The sequence below is a fragment of the Azospirillum baldaniorum genome (assembly GCF_003119195.2).
Lineage (GTDB): Bacteria > Pseudomonadota > Alphaproteobacteria > Azospirillales > Azospirillaceae > Azospirillum > Azospirillum baldaniorum.
In genome coordinates, this window is sequence record NZ_CP022260.1 from 233410 (window position 1) to 250370 (window position 16961).

14 protein-coding genes, 2 pseudogenes and 2 riboswitches are annotated in these 16961 nt (G+C 65.4%); of the genes and pseudogenes, 8 read left to right on the plus strand and 8 right to left on the minus strand.

All coding sequences use genetic code 11. The features are described from left to right. Nucleotides 1–105: 105 nt before the first annotated feature. Nucleotides 106–366, plus strand: a pseudogene (locus tag Sp245p_RS27720) (GIY-YIG nuclease family protein); the annotation flags it as partial. A 342-nt stretch (nucleotides 367–708) separates the two neighbouring features. Here Sp245p_RS27720 and Sp245p_RS27725 read toward each other — a convergent pair. Then, nucleotides 709–1427 (minus strand): annotated as a pseudogene (locus Sp245p_RS27725) (IS5 family transposase); the annotation flags it as partial. A gap of 546 nt (nucleotides 1428–1973) precedes the next feature. Between Sp245p_RS27725 and Sp245p_RS27730 the strand changes: the two are divergent. Further along, nucleotides 1974–3128: a hypothetical protein gene (locus Sp245p_RS27730; RefSeq protein ID WP_246119824.1), complete on the plus strand. Its 1155-nt coding sequence runs from the start codon at nucleotides 1974–1976 to the stop codon at nucleotides 3126–3128. A gap of 124 nt (nucleotides 3129–3252) precedes the next feature. On the opposite strand, the gene Sp245p_RS27735 is transcribed toward Sp245p_RS27730, so the two are convergent. Together Sp245p_RS27735 and Sp245p_RS35205 are read right to left on the minus strand one after the other, a co-directional pair. Beyond that, complete coding sequence (locus tag Sp245p_RS27735) at nucleotides 3253–3657, minus strand: Ros/MucR family transcriptional regulator (protein ID WP_014242146.1); 405 nt, start codon at nucleotides 3655–3657, stop codon at nucleotides 3253–3255. A gap of 147 nt (nucleotides 3658–3804) precedes the next feature. Beyond that, on the minus strand, nucleotides 3805–4188 hold the full coding sequence (locus Sp245p_RS35205) for a response regulator (protein WP_014242147.1): 384 nt from the start codon (nucleotides 4186–4188) through the stop codon (nucleotides 3805–3807). A gap of 317 nt (nucleotides 4189–4505) precedes the next feature. Here Sp245p_RS35205 and Sp245p_RS27745 point away from each other — a divergent pair, with 317 nt between their 5' ends. Together Sp245p_RS27745 and Sp245p_RS27755 are read left to right on the plus strand one after the other, a co-directional pair. Beyond that, the gene (locus Sp245p_RS27745; protein ID WP_041813153.1) at nucleotides 4506–4784 is read left to right on the plus strand and encodes a helix-turn-helix domain-containing protein; all 279 of its coding nucleotides are present in this window, start codon (nucleotides 4506–4508) and stop codon (nucleotides 4782–4784) included. A gap of 683 nt (nucleotides 4785–5467) precedes the next feature. Further along, nucleotides 5468–6361, plus strand: a complete 894-nt coding sequence (locus Sp245p_RS27755; RefSeq protein WP_014242152.1) for a DUF3891 family protein — start codon at nucleotides 5468–5470, stop codon at nucleotides 6359–6361. 27 nt (nucleotides 6362–6388) lie between these two features. Here the strand turns inward: Sp245p_RS27755 and Sp245p_RS27760 are convergent, their stop codons facing one another. Next, entirely contained in the window at nucleotides 6389–6772 is a 384-nt protein-coding gene (locus Sp245p_RS27760; protein ID WP_014242153.1) for a bleomycin resistance protein, read from the minus strand. A 182-nt stretch (nucleotides 6773–6954) separates the two neighbouring features. Then, nucleotides 6955–8076 carry a Kelch repeat-containing protein gene (locus Sp245p_RS27765; RefSeq protein ID WP_041813154.1) on the minus strand — a complete coding sequence of 374 codons (1122 nt, stop codon included), beginning with the start codon at nucleotides 8074–8076 and terminating at the stop codon, nucleotides 6955–6957. A gap of 264 nt (nucleotides 8077–8340) precedes the next feature. On the opposite strand from Sp245p_RS27765, the gene Sp245p_RS27770 reads away from it, so the two are divergent. The 3 genes from Sp245p_RS27770 (at nucleotide 8341) to metF (ending at nucleotide 10710) form a co-directional block, all read left to right on the plus strand. After that, on the plus strand, nucleotides 8341–8712 hold the full coding sequence (locus Sp245p_RS27770; protein ID WP_014242156.1) for an acyl-CoA thioesterase: 372 nt from the start codon (nucleotides 8341–8343) through the stop codon (nucleotides 8710–8712). A 184-nt stretch (nucleotides 8713–8896) separates the two neighbouring features. Beyond that, nucleotides 8897–9121, plus strand: a riboswitch (cobalamin riboswitch). A 306-nt stretch (nucleotides 9122–9427) separates the two neighbouring features. Beyond that, the gene (locus Sp245p_RS27775; protein WP_014242158.1) at nucleotides 9428–9829 is read left to right on the plus strand and encodes a dihydroneopterin aldolase; all 402 of its coding nucleotides are present in this window, start codon (nucleotides 9428–9430) and stop codon (nucleotides 9827–9829) included. Further along, on the plus strand, nucleotides 9826–10710 hold the full coding sequence (gene metF, locus Sp245p_RS27780) for a methylenetetrahydrofolate reductase [NAD(P)H] (RefSeq protein ID WP_014242159.1): 885 nt from the start codon (nucleotides 9826–9828) through the stop codon (nucleotides 10708–10710). Before Sp245p_RS27775 ends, metF begins: the two co-directional genes overlap by 4 nt. 18 nt (nucleotides 10711–10728) lie before the next feature. Here metF and scpA read toward each other — a convergent pair whose 3' ends face one another. Both scpA and Sp245p_RS27790 read right to left on the minus strand, forming a co-directional pair. Beyond that, a complete protein-coding gene (scpA, locus tag Sp245p_RS27785; RefSeq protein WP_014242160.1) occupies nucleotides 10729–12927 on the minus strand; it encodes a methylmalonyl-CoA mutase in 2199 nt (732 codons plus the stop codon). A gap of 23 nt (nucleotides 12928–12950) precedes the next feature. Next, nucleotides 12951–14978, minus strand: a complete 2028-nt coding sequence (locus tag Sp245p_RS27790; RefSeq protein ID WP_109139097.1) for a methylmalonyl-CoA mutase family protein — start codon at nucleotides 14976–14978, stop codon at nucleotides 12951–12953. Between the two features lie 176 nt (nucleotides 14979–15154). Beyond that, a riboswitch (cobalamin riboswitch) is annotated at nucleotides 15155–15405 on the plus strand. A 167-nt stretch (nucleotides 15406–15572) separates the two neighbouring features. Between Sp245p_RS27790 and Sp245p_RS27795 the strand changes: the two genes are divergently transcribed. Next, on the plus strand, nucleotides 15573–15896 hold the full coding sequence (locus Sp245p_RS27795; protein ID WP_041813155.1) for a hypothetical protein: 324 nt from the start codon (nucleotides 15573–15575) through the stop codon (nucleotides 15894–15896). 40 nt (nucleotides 15897–15936) lie between these two features. Here the strand turns inward: Sp245p_RS27795 and Sp245p_RS27800 are convergent, their stop codons facing one another. Beyond that, nucleotides 15937–16866: a LysR family transcriptional regulator gene (locus Sp245p_RS27800; protein WP_014242164.1), complete on the minus strand. Its 930-nt coding sequence runs from the start codon at nucleotides 16864–16866 to the stop codon at nucleotides 15937–15939. Nucleotides 16867–16961 lie beyond the last annotated feature (95 nt).

Sequence of the window (16961 nt, forward strand, 5' to 3'; positions counted from 1 at the left end):
TTTAAGGAGCGGTTCGGTCGGCTGCGGGCGCGGAAGGTCATACCGTACCTGTTGCTGACGGTAAGGTACTGACAATCAATGACGCTTTCGGCGAAGGGTTAGAAAATGCATGAAGTCGGGTTTGTGTACGTGCTGACGAACCCCTACTACGTGTCCGGCTTGGTGAAGATTGGCCAGACCGGGTTACTGGCCGAGGACCGCGCCAAGAAGCTGTTCACGACAGGCGTTCCTGCGCCCTTTACGGTGGAATATCGGACGGCGACATCCCGACCATTCGACGTCGAAGAAAGAGCGCATACGATTCTTGCAACCCAACGAGTGAACTCCAGCCGAGAGTTTTTCTTCGTCACTGTCGATGAGGCGGTCGAGACAATCCGCTTGTCTGCAGTCGAGGCGGGTGGGATCGCGAGCTGGAAATCGCCGTCCCCACACTACCTGCGAGCCGGAGACCGCCTTGCGCTCAGCCTAGAAGCAGGCCAAACGTTCTTTCACCTGACTTACCCCGATCCGATGAGTCTGCTGGCCGGAAAAATGGACGTTGCTAACGTCTATCAGGCCCATTCCAACGGTGACCTGCTTGAGATTCTGGTGACCGACTCCCCTGAGAGCGTTTCAGAGCGCCTAACAGAACCATCTTTGGACGAAGCGCCAGCAGATGAGGCTGGCGGCGATGTGGTGAAAGGCGGTGAAGATGTCGGCGCGCCGTTCGTATCGGACGGCGATGCGGCGGAAGCGGGCGAACCATGCGAGCGTCCGCTCGACCACCCATCGGTGTCGGCCAAGACGCTCGCTGCTCTCGACGCCACGCCGGGCGATCCGCGGAATGATCGCTCGTTGGCGCAGCGCCCGCCGGCAGTGTGCAAAGTCGTAGCCCTTGTCGGCGTGCAACTTGGCCGGGCGGCGCCGTGGCCGGCCCGCACACTGGCGGATCGCCGGCACGGCATCGACCAGCGTCTCCAGCAGCTTGCTATCGTGCCGGTTGGCCGGCGAAATCTTCAGGGCGAGTGGGATGCCATTGGCATCGACGAGGATGTGACGCTTGGAGCCCGGCTTGCCGCGATCCGTCGGGTTCGGGCCAGTCTCCTCGCCCCCCTTTTTGCTGGAACGCTGGCGCTGTCCACCGCCGCCCGATCCCAGTTGATGGCGTTGGCATAGCCGAGCCGGTCGAGCAGCACGCGATGCAGTCGCTCCCATACCCCGGCCCGATGCCACTCGTGCAGACGCCGCCAGCAGGTCATCCCCGAGCCGCAGCCCATCTCCACCGGCAGAAGCTCCCAAGGGATGCCCGTGCGCAGCACGAACAGGATGCCGGTCAGCGCCGCACGATCGTCCAACCGGGGCCGTCCGCCTTTTGGCTTGGGCGGCTCCGGCGGGATCAGCGGTTCGATGATCGCCCACAAGGCGTCGGAAACAAGAGGGGCTGCCATGCCCCTACCAACCGTTCCTGGCCGGTTTTGTTACGCACTCTAAGGCCCGAAACCGCAGAAGCCATGTTCGGGTAGGAGAGCCGGGATCATTCGACGGCGAACAGAGGACACCTTGTTGCTGCATTGGTCGGGGGATTGCCGTCACCGTTATCGCCCGAAGGCACAGACCGAATGTGCACAATCAGGATAACACGCAGAACGCAAAGAACATTTTTCATGCGCACCGCCAGTGCGTCAAAATGACCACCACTCTTTCGGGTGGCAGTAAAATTTATATTAACGGTTGCGGAAATATAATGATCGCCAATGATTTTGACATCTGGAGAAAAGATTAAGGTCGAAGAAATTTCCGCAGGAAAAAATAAATTTCCGATGAAATCTTCAGCGCCTACGATTATCTCTGTTTGTGTGAAAAATGTATGCCACCAATATTTTTAAGAAAGGAGAACGCCATCCGTTTTGATCGAAACGAATGGATGGGCAATGTGTCCATCTTAAGCGAAAGCCTACGCTTTCTGGCAAGTGCGGAAAAGGAGCCTTGTGCAGATGCGACGTCATTTTGAAGCAATCTCACCGATTCTGGAGCAAATCTTGTACGGAGGCTACAGCGTATCGCTGAATCTGCTGTCCATTACCCAAAGTCTGCCAGAGGAGGCTCATCTCTTCCGGGCGCATGCCCTGAATCAGGTCATCCTGTTCAAGTATCCGAATTTCGACGAAAGCCAGGGCGACGGGCACGATTTCCTGAATTGCGACGCTGGGAACGCGCTCAGCAAGCGTCCGGTCGAAACCGGCATCTACATCCCCCATGACGACCGTCAATGGGAGACCGGTGGGGTCGCCATCTATCTGAGATCCCGCAACAGCACTGTTCTATTGGAGGAGCACTTCGGTCCCGAAGCGGTGGAACAGGAAAGTGTCCATAATGACCTTAGCCTCCTATCCCTGATCGACAACATTCCATCTCTGGATGCCTTTCTGCTGAAGACTTACTTCGAAGCGAAGAAAATTCGGCTCGATCAACGTTATTGGCAGATTGCCGCAGAAGAGGAGGCCCAGTTGCGTCGGCTGATCAGCCGGCGAGTGGAGCCAATCGTGCGCAAGGCCGTCAACGATGGTATCGGCAGCGAGGCAATCGTAGGTCGGTTTCTCGACGCCATCTGGAATCCCGACATGGAAGAGGCCGGGCATTTCGTATCGGCCTTCGGCATCGATCACTCCGAAGCCGACGCAATCTTCAGCGCCTGGAAGGGGATCACTTTCTATGAATATCAGCTCCGCCGCATCGCTCCGCGGGTCCGCACCATTATCACGTGGTTGAGATCCCGGGAATGCGTGCCGGCTGACTTGAAAATGCACCGTCCCTACGATGAGCATTTGCTGATGCACATTGACCGGGTGGGGCATATGCTCAACGCCACTCTGCTGGATATCCGCCACATTCTGGGCGAGTACGAGAAGAGCTTCAAAGCGCTGATGAACGGGTCCCCGTCACTGTTCCGCGAGTTTTTGCGCACAATCCATGCGCATTACTGGCTTCTGGGCTATTGCGTGTCGGCGCTGATCAGCGTGGTGCATCTGGACAACCGGTGCATGAAGAACCTGCCGTCCCGTCACGTCGATTTCGAAACGTTGAGCCGCCTGCTGCGCCAGTTCGATGTCGCTCTGGACCGGCGTCGGGAGCAGAAGTCAGCGTTTTGATTGTTCAACACCATGACGACGTCGAGCGATCGCCGCCAACGCTTCTGGGGCAGGAGATGCCCGATGGGGCTGTGCAGTCCAAGCCGGAACCCGAGACGGAGATCCGACAAGCGGGCGTCGCCCTTTATGGTGCGTTCCGTAATCTCCGTCCGGTTCGACCGAGTCCCCGCGCCTTGGCAAGCGCGGAGCAGGACGCTGCGTGGTTTGGAGCGGTCATCGGGTAGTTGTCCGGCAGTTTCCAGCGCGCCCGGTACTCCTCCGGCGACAGGCCATAGACGGTTCGTAGATGGCGCTTTAGCATCTTCAGCCTCCGGCCGTCTTCGAGACAGACGATGTAGTCGGGAGTCACCGAGCGGCGGATCGGCACCGCCGGTTCCCGTACGAGGTTAGGCGGTTCCGCGGGCGTGCCAAGGGTCGTCAGGGCCCGGCGCACGGCCGCGATCAGCGGCGGCACCTGCTCGACACCGACACGGTGGTTTCGGACGTAGGCGGCCACAATCCTGGTGGCCTGCTCGAGAACATCGGTCATGGCACAGAGCACTCGGCGTTGATGTTGCATACTATTGTATGCAATCGTTGCTGGCCGGTCAAAATCCATATTCCTTAAATGGCTTTTTGACCCTTTCGTGACGTTGCTGGGCACAAGGGCCGCTTCCACCCACGCGCTTGAGCGCTGTCACGAAAAGCCAAGCACAGTCTGGATGGCCGCGATGACCGGCGGGGGACTCACCGGTTTGGCCAGGATGACAATGCCGGCTTCCGTTGCGTCGCGCAGTTCGTCGAGGGCAGTGTCGTCCGGGGCGCCGGTCATCATGACCACCGGCAGCGCGGGGCGCGTTGCCCGTAACCGCCGGATCAGTTCCCGTCCGTCGAGGCGGGGCATCTGGAAATCGGTCATCAGCACGTCGACGGGGCCCTGGGCCTGGAGTGCGAGCGCCTGCACGCCGTCGTGGGCGAGCGTGACGTGGTAGCCAGCTTCCTCCAGGATGGCGCGCAGCGCCCAGGCGACCAGCACGTCGTCCTCTGCGATGAGGACGTGGATGGGCGTGTCCTTGGTCATGGCTGATGTCCTCATTGCCCCTCGGGATGTGCCGGTTCGTACCGGCCGCGCGCCGACGATCACCGCTTCTCTTCGATCCAGGCCGGCCGTGTCCTCCATACCGTTGTCGGCTCCTTCCCAGGCGTTTGCCACCACGTGAGGATGGGCGATGCCGGTGGCGGGGTGGGGCGGGTATGCGGTCCCTCCATCACCACTCTGTGGCCGGGAAAAGGCGGTGGACCATTTCGGCTCGGGAGTGTATCCCCATCGGCATTGCAATGCGACTATAATAGTCGTCTTTGTGGCGCCGGACGCGCGCTTCGGGAATGTGATCATCGATGATCACACCCAGGCAAATACGGGCGGCGCGGGCGCTCCTCGGCTGGACGCAGGAAATGCTGGCGGACACGGCTCTGGTCGCCTTGACCGCCCTGAAGCGGCTTGAATCGGACCGACTTGACGTGCGCGACACGACGCGCGACGCCGTGCGCAAGGCGTTGGAGGAGCATGGCGTCATCTTTCTGTCGTCGGCCCGCGGCCTCGGCGTCATGCTGGTCGATCAGCCGGAAGACAAGCCCGCTGCGCCGCTGGAAACGTCCGGGCAGAAGCGCGGCTGACCGCCCGTCGCCCGGCCTTTCCATTTCCCGTCTCCTTTGACCCCTTAAGGTTTCGTCCGTACGGGAGCTTATGGCCGCCGCGTGGCGGATCAGGACGACGGCTCCAGGTGGGGCAGAAGGCTCCTTGGACCCCGCAGCCCGCGGCACTGGAGTGGGGGCGCTGGTTCAATCCCCGGCATCTGCTCAAACCGGTCGACAGCGTTCCGCTCGTCGAAGCCGAAAGCGCGCTGCCACGCTCAAGCAGAAGACGTTGGCTTGGTGGCCTGACCCAAGCCAAGTGAGGGTCATGTGTGGACGGCCCCTCTGGCGCAAGAGGGAAATTCGTGGTGACTGGCCGAGAAGGATACATCTATGTGTCTGGCCTGTTGTTGCAGCCGCTGGCTGCTGGCCTTGACCTTGTCATCGTTCGCCCGCCCTGACGGGTCCTGCCTTGGCCGCCCTCCGGAGGAGGACAAGGAGCCCGTCCCCGCCGCGCCGGCGGAACCCGGGAACGCTGACGTCCAGCCTTCCGAGCCGATGAACCCGGCCTGACCCAAAGCGGGGCTTCTTCGCAAGGGGTTGGAGGTGCGCCTCATGCCGTCCCGGCCGCATGGGCTTTTTGAACCAAGCCAAAGAATCCACGGACGGGTCCATGACCGATTTGGCGTCATCGGGTAAGCGGGACGAGCGTTTCATCCATTCGGTTGACCGGCACGCCAGCATCCACCGAGACGATCCCTGGCAGCATCCGTTTACACGGCAAGGTCGCCGGCCTCGGGCTCGACCATGAGCTGGAGGAATTGACCATGCTGTTTCGCGATGTCGGCAAAGATGTGATCGCCATCCCGCAGCCGAGCCATGCCTGGCTGTCAGGCCAGTTGCTCCGTGCCTGGGGCAACGGGATCTTCGCTCCGGTCGTACCCTACGAGGAGGTCTGCCTCGGGGCGGAGCTGCATGACATCGGCTGGCTGTCCTGGGAAGCCGCCCCGACGCTGAACCCCCAGACCGCCCGCCCACACAGCTTCCAGGAACTCGGCGCCGCCATCCATACGAGCCTTTGGACGGAGGGTGTGCGCTGCGCGCTCGCGTTCGGGCGTTATCCGGCCCTTCTCGTCTCGCTGCACGCCGACACCATCTACGGCAGCTTTTTCGACTTCGCCAAAGCGACGCCGGAGGATGCCGCGCTGGTTCGCCGCTTCCTGGACGACCAGCACCGCTTCCAACGCGCCTGCATCGAGGCGCTGTCGGGCAACCCGCGTTACGCCCCAGCTCTCTCCCCGCCAGCGATCGAGCGCAACCGATTGCTTGTCGCCGCTGTGGACCGCATGTCCTTGCAGATCGGATGGGGTCTTACCAGCGAAGCGTGCATTCCCAATGTCCCGACCATCGGCGAGGCCCGGACGGAAATCCGCCTCCGTTCTCCGTCTGGCGACCCGGCGGAACTGGTCGTCGATCCATGGCCTTTCGCTGCCGACCATGTCGAAGTCGTCTGCGAGGGACGGCTCCTGCGCGGTCGTTTCACCGACGAGCGAGCGATGCGTCAGGCGCTCGACCGTGCGGAGACCATCACCATCCCAACGGTGTTGAGGCACCCATAACGCCGATTCCCCGCTCGGGCTGGAGCCTTACGGAGTGTTCGGCGTGATGGGTGCGCCGACCCGCAACAGGTTGCCGTCCGGATCGATGTGGGCAAACTCGCGCAGGCCATAGGGCGTGGCGGTGATCGCGGTCAGGCGGCCATCGACTTCGGCAGCCTGCCATGAGGCATGCAACGCGTCAACGTTGTCGACGTAGAGATAGCAGGCCGCAACCGAGCGTGCTGGGTCCAGGTCGGGAACCCGCGCCAAGTGGAGGCTCACGCTGCCCCAGGCAAGAAACCCGTAAATGGGATCGGCGGCCGCTTCCTCGTAAGCGGTCGCCTCGAAACCAAGACGCCGGTAGTGGGCGAGCGCCGCACGGACATCCCGGACTGGCAAAATCGGTGCTACCCTCGCGAACTGAACAGCCATTGCCCTTTTCCCTCCAGTCTCCAACCACAGTCCATGATGCAAAAGCAGCGCGGCGGACCACAAGCTTGAGGAGGCTGATCGGTAGGGGCTCGAAAGCGGCATTGTGGCGAAAGGAGAACTTGGCGCTTCGCTTCCGTTCGTTCGTCGATTGGCGGGTGCCCGCACAGGGCGGTGCTGCAACATCACCCCAATGTGAAGGCTTCGTGCACGGCGGACTGGACGGAGCCGCCGAGGACCGCACCACCACCCGCTACATGGATCCAGTCGCCGATCGTCACGGCTCCAACCGCATGGCGCGGCGTCGGCATCGGCGCATGGTGTTGCCAGCTGTCGCTGCCCGGATCATAGCTTTCCATCTGCCCGAACACTTTTGCCTGCCGCGGTACCCCGCCGTTGAGAATTCCGCCTTCTCCCCCCATGGCGAAGAGGCGGTCACGGTAAACGACAAGCCCATGGCCCGACCGGGCCGTCGGCAACGGCGCCCGCATCTCCCATGTGTCCCGATCCGGGAGGTAAACGTGGTGCAGATCGGTGTTGTACTCGAACGTGTTGAAGCGGCCACCAACGACGTGGATCGCGCCGGCATGAACAACGCACCCGACATGATCGCGCGCCCCCGGGAGCGGTTTGCGGGCCGACCAGCGATCGGTCTTTGGGTCATAGACTTCGTGCCAACCGACGCTCGCCCGTTCGCTGGCCGGCTCCGATGCGCCACCGATCAGATGAATGGCGCCATCGAGTACCACAGCCGCCGCCGCACCGCGGGGGCGTGGCAGGGGCGCAATGGGGGTCCAGGCGTTGGTGGCCACATCGTAGGCGTAGGCGTTCGTATCGGACCGCCGGTTTTGCTCGATGAACCCGCCAAGCGCGTAGACGCGGCCGGCTTCTGCGGCGACCGCGACATGGTTGGCGCCACGCGGCAAGGCAGCGCCCTCATACCAGAGGTCGGCCACCGGGGTATAGATGTGGTGGTAGGCCCGATTGACGGCACCTTCGCCATAGCCGCCCACGACATGCATCCGTTCCGCACTGACGGTGGCCCAGGCCATTTCGCTGCGCGGGATTGGAAGCGCGGCACGGCTGACCCAACGACCTGGCGGGCCGGCGGGAGCTGGACTGTCGAAGACACGTTGCGCTTCCTGATCCGGCGTCAGATGGTGCGGCATGCCACCTTGGAGGCGAGCATAGGGGTCTGCGGCGGGCCGCAACTCCGGCAAGGGCGATTGCGCGTGTGACAATGGCACCCGGACAGCACCAAGCGCCAAAGCTCCAGCACTTGCGCCAAGGAATGTCCTGCGATCCATGTGACCTCGCTTTCTGCCTGTGTTGTCATGATGACCCCGGTTTCGCCATGGAGGCCCACCGCTTTGCACTGTTCGCAGATTTGCAGGATCATCGTTCCTGATTTCAGCCGTTTTAGCCATCGACCAGAACGCCCATCCATATAACGTGCGCGTCCGACACCTTGGAACGCGTGGTTGCAGGCGGATGCACACATGAACACCATCCCTCCCACTGCAGAAAGCCAGTTTCCCTTTCCAAACGGACGGGAAACCCGCTGCCTTGAGATGATTTTCCCCGAGCAGGCCAACCATTACGGCACGCTGTTCGGAGGCACGGCCCTCAGCCTCATGGGAAAGGCCGCCTTCATCACCGCCAGCCGCGCCGCCCGCCATGCGGTCGTGATGGCCTCCTCAGAGCGGATCACATTCCACACCCCCGTCATGGTCGGCCAACTGGTCGACTTGGTCGGACGGGTCGACACGGTCGGGAAACGGTCGATGACCGTCCATGTCTCCCTGGTCGCCGAGACTTTGGCATCCGGGGAGCGCCGGCTGGCCGCCGAGGGATGGTTCGTCCTGGTCGCCGTCGACGGTCATGGGCGGCCGGTTCCAGTCCCGGCCTTCCAAGACATCCAGCACGGCACGCAGCAGGGATGATCCGGAAAGCCCCCGGCGCGACGACTGGGAAAGACGAGGGTGGACACCGTGAAGCCTTGAGGCCTCCGACCGAAGCCAGCCGCAGGATGTCCGGATGCGCTTGATGCCGTTATCGTCGCAACAACGGTGTATAGAAACATAAAGATGTCTTTATGTTTCTCTTGACAGGATTGCGGCGTTGCGGTTGGATCGCGGCGTCATGGTTCTGCCGGTTCCGCTCGGGGCTGGGAGCTAAGAGGGAAGCCGGTGCCGCCAGATCCGATGGCCAGTCCGGCGCTGCCCCCGCAACTGTAAGCGGAGAGTCGTTTCGTCGCCTCAGCGCCACTGGTGCCTCGTTGGGCACCGGGAAGGCCGGACGGAATGGTGCCGACCCGCGAGCCAGGAGACCTGCCGTGACCGTTCGTTCGTCCTCGGGCGGGGTGTCCCGGTGGTCGCGTGGGCCGTGTCCGGCGTCTGTCGCTGGTCTCCTCTCGTGCGCCTGCTTGGGTTTCCTTTCCCGGACGTCCTTATTACGACACCGATCCGCTGGCCGAGCGCTTGGCCGGACAGGGGAGAACCATGTCGATCGTCTTCTGCAGGCTCGGTTACCCGTTCATGGGACCACGCCGCGACGTGAGCCGAGAGCGGCGTTGGACATCCGTCGGGCCGGGACGAACGACACCGCCAAGGCCGCCTGCCGGCCTTCGATTACCCTTCCGCTTGTGGAGAAACCGTCTTGGCCGGTTGCGGCACCTATGTGATCACCGTCCGGGGTTTTGTCGCCCCTTTCCAGATCGGGGTCTACGCCCACGAACGTGGCCGCCGTCAGCGCTTGCGCATCGATGTGCGGCTGGTCGTCGAACGCGGCCGACCGCGTTTCCTCGACGACGTGGCGACCGTCCTGTCCTACGAAGGGTTGGTCCTGGCGCTGGAGAAGCTGGCCGACGGGCCACACACCCAGCTCCTGGAATGCCTGGCGGACCGCATCGGCGACCTCTGCCTTGCCGACCAGCGCGTCGTCGAGGCCGAGGTGTCCATCGAGAAGCCCAACGTGCTCCCGCAGATCGATTCGGCCGGGGTGACCATCACCTACCGGCGGGACGACGCCGTTCAAGCCGCGCCGGGAGCGCTGTCATGACCGCCCCTCTGTCCGCACCGCCGTCGATCAGCTTCGAATTCTTTCCGCCGAAGACGGAGTCGATGGAGCAGGGCCTGTGGCAGTCGATCCGGCGGCTGGCCCCGTTGGCTCCAAGCTTCGTGTCGGTGACCCACGGGGCCGGCGGTTCGACCCGCGAACGCACCCACGCCACCGTCTGCCGAATCCAGGACGAGACCGGCCTTCCGGCGGCAGCGCATGTCACCTGCGTCGGCGCGACGCGGGACGAGATCGACACCATCGCCCACAGCTACTGGAATGCCGGCATCCGCCATCTGGTGGCACTGCGCGGTGACCCGTCGGACATGCCCGGCGGCAGCGGGCGTTGCGAACCGTCTCCCGGCGGCTACGCCTACGCCGCCGATCTGGTGGCGGGAATGAGGCGCATCGCCGATTTCGAGATCTCGGTCGCCGCCTATCCGGAGTCCCACCCGGAAGCGCCGAGCGTGCAGTTCGACCTGGACAACCTGAAGCGCAAGGTGGACGCCGGGGCGACCCGTGCCATCACCCAGTTCGTCTTCGACAACGACGTCTATTTCCGTTTTCTCGACCGCTGCGCCGCGGCGGGCATCCATGTGCCGGTGATTCCCGGCATCCTGCCGATCACCAACGTCGCCCGTGCCGTGGAATTTGCTGCCAAATGCGGCGCCTCGATGCCGGCCAGGCTGGTCGAAACCTTCGAAGGGTTGGACGACGACCCAGAGACCCGCAGGCTCGTCGCCGCGACGGTGGCGGCGGAGCAGTGTCAGGCCCTTCAGGCTCAGGGCGTCCGGGATTTCCACTTCCACACCCTGAACCGTTCCGATATCACCCTCGCCACCTGCCACATGCTGGGGATAAGGGCCGCGGTTCCGGCACCGTGATCGCCACACGCGCCACGGCTACGCCGCCTTCGGCGCGTAGCCGTGGCGCTCGTTGAGGATGCGCAGCAGGTCTACCGCCGCCTCGCTGATGACGGTGCCCGGCGGGAAGATCGCCGTGGCGCCGGCGGCGTAGAGCGCGTCGTAATCCTGCGGCGGCACCACGCCGCCGACCACGATCAGGATGTCGCCGGCCCCGTGACGCTCCAGCTCCGCCTTCAACTGCGGCACCAGCGTCAGATGGCCTGCCGCCAGCGAACTGACGCCGACGATGTGGCAGTCGTTCTCCACCGCCTGCCGCGCGGCCTCCTCCGGCGTCTGGAACAGCGGCCCGACGTCCACGTCGAAGCCCAAGTCGGCGAAGGCGGTGGCGATCACCTTCTGGCCGCGGTCGTGGCCGTCCTGGCCCATCTTCGCCACCATAATGCGCGGGCGGCGGCCATCCCGCTCGGCGAACTCCGCCACCAGCGCCCGCACCCTGGCGATGGCGTCGGACTGCCGCCCCACCTCGCCGGCGTAGATGCCGGTGATGGTGCGGATCTCGGCCTTGTGACGGCCATACACCTTTTCCAGCGCGTCGGAGATCTCGCCGACCGTGGCGCGGGCGCGGATGGCGTCCACCGACAGGGCCAGCAGGTTGCCGTCGCCGGCGGCCGCCGCGTTGGTCAAGGCCTCCAGCGTCTGGCGGCAGCGGATGGGATCGCGCTCGGCGCGCAGCCGTTCGAGCTGGGCGATCTGCTGGGCGCGGACGGCGGAGTTGTCCACCTTCAGCACCTCGATGGCCTCCTCCTGCTCCAGCCGGTACTTGTTGACGCCGACGACGGTCTGGCGGCCGGAATCGATGCGGGCCTGGGTGCGGGCGGCGGCCTCCTCGACGCGCATCTTGGGGATGCCGGTCTCGATCGCCTTGGCCATGCCGCCGGTCTCCTCGACCTCGCGGATGTGGCCCCAGGCGCGGGCGGCCAGTTCGCGGGTCAGCCGCTCGACGTAATAGCTGCCGCCCCAGGGGTCGATCACCCGGCAGGTACCGCTCTCCTGCTGGAGGAAGAGCTGGGTGTTGCGGGCGATGCGCGCGGAGAAGTCGGTCGGCAGCGCCAGGGCCTCGTCGAGCGCGTTGGTGTGAAGCGACTGGGTGTGGCCCTGCGTGGAGGCCATCGCCTCGATGCAGGTGCGCGTCACGTTGTTGAAGACGTCCTGCGCCGTCAGGCTCCAGCCCGAGGTCTGGGAGTGGGTGCGCAGCGACAGAGACTTGTCGCTCTTCGGGGCGAACTCCTTGATCAGCTTGGCCCACAGCATGCGGCCGGCGCGCATCTTGGCGACTTCCATGAAGAAATTCATGCCGATCGCCCAGAAGAAGGACAGGCGCGGCGCGAACTGGTCGATGGTCAGCCCGGCGGCCAGCCCGGCGCGCGCGTACTCCACCCCGTCGGCCAACGTGTAGGCCAGTTCCAGGTCGGCGGTCGCCCCGGCCTCCTGCAGGTGATAGCCGGAGATCGAGATCGAGTTGAACTTCGGCATGTGCTGCGAGGTGAAGGCGAAGATGTCGGAGATGATCCGCATCGACGGCTTGGGCGGGTAGATGTAGGTGTTGCGGACCATGAACTCCTTGAGGATGTCGTTCTGGATGGTGCCGCTCAGCTTGTCGGCGGACACCCCCTGCTCCTCGGCGGCGACGATGTAGCCGGCCAGCACCGGCAGCACCGCGCCGTTCATCGTCATCGACACCGACATCTGGTCGAGCGGGATGCCGTCGAACAGCGTCTTCATGTCGAGGATGGAGTCGATGGCGACCCCCGCCATACCGACGTCGCCGGTGACGCGCGGGTGGTCGCTGTCGTAGCCGCGGTGGGTGGCGAGGTCGAAGGCGACCGACAAGCCCTTCTGCCCGGCCGCGAGGTTGCGCCGGTAGAAGGCGTTGGATTCCTGCGCGGTGGAGAAACCGGCGTACTGCCGCACCGTCCAGGGCTTGTCGACATACATCGTCGGGTAGGGGCCGCGCAGGAAGGGCGCCATCCCCGGCATGGCCGCCAGATGGTCGAGCCCGTCGAGGTCGGCCGCCGTGTAGAGCGGCTTGACGTCCAGCATCTCCGGCGTGCGCCACAGCGCCGTGGCCGGGTCGGTCCCGGTCTCCGCCGCGAAACGTCGGCTCCACTCGGCGGGAGAGGCGTTGGAAACGGCGGCGTCCAGGGGCAGCGTGGAGAAGTCCGGCAGACTGGTCATCGCGCTTTTCATCACGCTTTCCATCACAAGGGCACTCCCAAACGGGCCAGGGTCGCGCGCAGGACCGAGAGAACGTCGCAGCCGACCGACACGAATTCGTCGATGCCGGCGGCCGTGAGATCGGCGCGGCGGTCGCCGGGGTTTCCGGCCAGGAACAGGTGCTCGACACCCGCCGCCTTCAATGCCTGGGCGAAGGGTGCGGCGTGGGCCTCGTAGAGCGCGTCGGAGCCGCACAGCACGGCAATGCGCGTTCCGGAGGCACGGAAGGCCGCGGCCACAGATTCGGCGTCGGGGAAGCCGTTGTTGCCAAGCGTCTGGATGCCGCCGGCCTCGAAGAGGTTCTTGGCGTAGGTGGCGCGCGCCGTGTGCTGGGCGACCGGCCCGATGTTGGCGAGGAAGACCGTCGGCCAGGACCCATGGGCGAGCTTGTGGCGGTCGGCGGCGTCGCGCAGGGCCTCGAAGGATTCGTGCAGGCGGTGGCGTGGCAGCGGCTCGACGCGGGCCGGGGTTCCCCGCGCCAGGGCCGCCGTCAGGCCGGCCCGCGTCGCCCCGCCGGTGGCGGCCTCCACGAGATCGTCCAGCGACCCGGAGCCGACCGCCGCCGGTGCCACGGCAGCGTCGTCATGGTGGCGCGGTACGGGGGATGGGCGGACGACCGGCTGCTCAAGGAGGTTGGGAAACTCGCTGACGCCGGTCAGCGGGTCCTTGCGGCGGGCGATGTTGGCTTCCCGTTGCGCCCAGGACCCGGCGATGGTGCGGGCGAGGCTGCCATCGGCCAGCACGGCGGCGATGCCGCCCCGCCGCTCGATGTCCTGGAATTCGGCCCAGGCGGCCTGGCCCAATTGCTCGGTCAGCGTTTCGACGTACCAGGAGCCGCCGGCCGGATCGGCGACGCGGGCCAGCGAGGATTCCTCCTTCAGCAGGATCTGGCTGTTGCGGGCGATGCGGCGGGCGAAGTCGTCGGATTCGCCCAGCGCCGCGTCGAAGGGCAGCACCGCCAACGCGTCGGCGCCGCCGACCCCGGCGGCGAAGCCGGCCACCGTGGTGCGCAGCATGTTCACCCAAGGATCGCGCCGCGCCATGATGCGTCGCGCCGTGCGGGCGGTCAGGTGCATGGCACGGGCTCGCTCCGAGGCGCCCGACGCCTCGGCGATGCGCCCCCACAGGCGCCGCGCGGCGCGCAGCTTGGCGATGGAGAGGAATTGGTCGCAGCCGACGGATAGGGTGAAGGCGATCTGCCGGCAGGCGGTGTCGATGTCCAGCCCGGCAGCGGTCAGGGCGCGCAGATAGGCGACCCCGGTCGCCATGGCGGCGGCGAGGTCCTGGCTTTCGGTCGCCCCGGCGTCGTGCCAGGGGGAACTGTCCACCCCGACGGCGGTGACGTGAGGGAAATTGCGGGCGGTCCAGGCGGCCAAGGCCGCCGTGTCGGCGAGTGCCGCCTCCAGACTGCCCGGCAGGGCGCCGGCCGCGGCCAGAGTCCCGATGGGATCGGCGTTGAAGGCGCCCCGCGCCTTGTCCGGCATCACCGAGCGGCGGCGCCACAGGGCGGCGAGCAGCGCCGCGCCGGCCACTGCGTCGCCTCCCGCCTCCAGCGACAGTGGCACCATCTCCGGATAGACGTTGGCCAGCGTGCGGTCGAGATCGTCCAGCCGGTCGATGGCGATGCCGGGGATATCCGGCCTGTCGAGGCGCAGCCGGATGGCGGTGGCGCCGCGCAGCAGATCGGTCAGGATGGCGGCGTTGGCCGCCTTGGGATCGGCGGCGTCGTGTTCGGTCAGGATGTCCCAGCCGTCCGGTCCGGGGCCGGCGGCATGGCCACCGCGGGTGAACGGGGCGAAGCCCGGCAAACCGGACGGATCGCCCGCAGCCGGCCAGTCTTCCGCCGTGTAGAGCGGCTGCACGGCGATGCCTTCGTACAGCCGGGTGACCAGCCGCTTCTCGAAGGGGGCGCCCTTCAGCCCCTTGTCGACGAGAACCCGCCATTGCTCGCGCGTGGCCGGAGGGAATTCGGTGGCGAAGATCGTCTCGGCATCGTCCCGGCGGTCGTCCATGCTGGCGAGATCCCTTCCCATCCGTGTTCCGAACATTTGCAAGATACGCCGAAGGACCCGTGGGAATCAGGCGGAAATTGGCGAAATTTGGCGAAGGGCCGCGGGCAATCTTGCGAAGTTTGCAAAAGGGACTTGGCGTGGCGCTCACGCTTGACGCCGCCGGGTGCACCCTCTTACCGTATCCCGCCGGATACGGTCCCCGTTCGCCCCAGGGCGTCCGGGGCTAAAAGGGAAGCCGGTGAACCGTTCGCCTCGCCACGAGGATGACGGCGAAGCCGGCGCTGCCCCCGCAACTGTGAGCGGAGAGCGGGTCCGCCGTTTCAGCGCCACTGGTGCCCATCCCGGTTCGGGACGATGGCTCCGGGAAGGCCGGACGGTCCCGCGACGACCCGTGAGCCAGGAGACCTGCCGGATCCGTCGAACGCGAGTCGGGCGGGGTGTCCCGGCGGGTGCGGCGTCGCCGGAGGTCTCCCGTGCCGCGTCGGTGTCCGTCCCATCCTTGCCCTTTGGGAGCGAGGGGTGCCACTGCCGATGTCCGTCCAACCAACGCCTGTTCCACCCAATCTCATCCGTCTGGCGTTCCGACGCCGTCCGGTGCCGCCGACCCCCGCCGACCGGTCGGCACCCTTTGTCCTGACGGCGACGGAAGGACGCTGGTCCCTGCGGGGAACCAGGGAGCCGCTGGACGCCGCCGGGCTGGTCGCGGCGGCCGACACCCTGCGGGAGATCGCCCGCGCCCTGGTCGAGCAGGCGCATGCGGAAGCCGGCCAACCGGCGAACCGCTGTGTCGCCGAATTCGTGCTGCACCAGGACGGCGGCATCGACCATTGGCTGGCGCCGGGCGGAGATGTGGACGAGCGCCGCACCATTGCGCTTGGCCTGCGCAACGCCATCGGCAGCTTGCGGATGGGTGGCTGACAGGCGCGGCTTCACCGCCGGCAGGCGACGGCGGCGATGGCTACAGCGAGGCGGTTCCACTGTTGCGATGGGCAAGCGCCAGATCGATGAACCCCCGCAGATAGCCGATGTCGGCGTCCGCCTCGCGGAAGCCCAGGAAAATCTGCTTGGCGACACCGTCCCGGCCCAGGCGCACCGGGCTCACGTTGAACTTGGCGCCATACTCCTCGACCAGCCAGCGCGGCAGGGCGGCGACGCCGCGGCCGTGGGCTACCATCAGCAACATGATGTCGGTCGTCTCGATCGGCTTGTGCTGCCTCGGGCTGATCCCGGCCGGCATCAGGAACTGGGTGTAGATGTCGAGGCGGTCGGGCGCCACCGGGTAGGTGATCAGGACTTCGTCCGCCACCTGCTGGGGTTCGACGAAAGCGGCATGGCGCAGACGGTGCCCCGGCCCGACCACAAGAACCTGTTCGTAGTCGAACACCGGCTCGAAGCACAGTCCGGGTTTGAACAGCGGATCCGGTGTCACCAGCATGTCGATGTCGTGGCCGAACAGGGCGCCGATGCCGCCGAACTGGAACTTCTGCCGGACGTCCACGTCGACCTTCGGCCAGGCATCGACATAGGGAGCGACGATCTTCAGGAGCCACTGATAGCAGGGATGGCATTCCATCCCGATGCGCAGGGTCCCGCGCTCGCCCTGGGCGAATTGCTGGAGGCGTTCTTCAGCGTGGGCCAGTTGCGGCAACAGGCGGTTGGCGACCGCCAGCAGCCATTCCCCGGCTTGGGTCGGCCGCAGGCTGCGGCCTTCGCGGTGCCACACATCCACGCCGAGCTGCTCTTCCAGCTTGCGGATGGCGTGGCTCAGCGCCGGTTGGGTCAGGTTCAAATGGCTGGCCGCCGCCGTCAGCGAGCCGTGACGATCAACCTCGCGGATGATCGAGAGATGGATGCGCTCCAGGATGGCCATGCCGCCCGCCTCGTCCATGAATGAAATTTATCGAACGATAAAATCATACCATTTTTCATTCATGGACTGAACTTCGTATGGTCCGCGCCGATCCCTCTTTTCAAGGCGACCCC

What these genes read in the sequence shown, in the direction of transcription:
- Sp245p_RS27800 (WP_014242164.1), bottom strand. Translation starts at nt 16,866, where the DNA reads ATGGACGAGGCGGGCGGCATGGCCATCCTGGAGCGCATCCATCTCTCG.
- scpA (WP_014242160.1), bottom strand. Translation starts at nt 12,927, where the DNA reads ATGACCAGTCTGCCGGACTTCTCCACGCTGCCCCTGGACGCCGCCGTT.
- Sp245p_RS27745 (WP_041813153.1), top strand. Translation starts at nt 4,506, where the DNA reads ATGATCACACCCAGGCAAATACGGGCGGCGCGGGCGCTCCTCGGCTGG.
- Sp245p_RS27730 (WP_246119824.1), top strand. Translation starts at nt 1,974, where the DNA reads ATGCGACGTCATTTTGAAGCAATCTCACCGATTCTGGAGCAAATCTTG.
- metF (WP_014242159.1), top strand. Translation starts at nt 9,826, where the DNA reads ATGACCGCCCCTCTGTCCGCACCGCCGTCGATCAGCTTCGAATTCTTT.
- Sp245p_RS27765 (WP_041813154.1), bottom strand. Translation starts at nt 8,076, where the DNA reads ATGGATCGCAGGACATTCCTTGGCGCAAGTGCTGGAGCTTTGGCGCTT.
- Sp245p_RS27790 (WP_109139097.1), bottom strand. Translation starts at nt 14,978, where the DNA reads ATGGACGACCGCCGGGACGATGCCGAGACGATCTTCGCCACCGAATTC.
- Sp245p_RS35205 (WP_014242147.1), bottom strand. Translation starts at nt 4,188, where the DNA reads ATGACCAAGGACACGCCCATCCACGTCCTCATCGCAGAGGACGACGTG.
- Sp245p_RS27770 (WP_014242156.1), top strand. Translation starts at nt 8,341, where the DNA reads ATGATTTTCCCCGAGCAGGCCAACCATTACGGCACGCTGTTCGGAGGC.
- Sp245p_RS27735 (WP_014242146.1), bottom strand. Translation starts at nt 3,657, where the DNA reads ATGACCGATGTTCTCGAGCAGGCCACCAGGATTGTGGCCGCCTACGTC.
- Sp245p_RS27760 (WP_014242153.1), bottom strand. Translation starts at nt 6,772, where the DNA reads ATGGCTGTTCAGTTCGCGAGGGTAGCACCGATTTTGCCAGTCCGGGAT.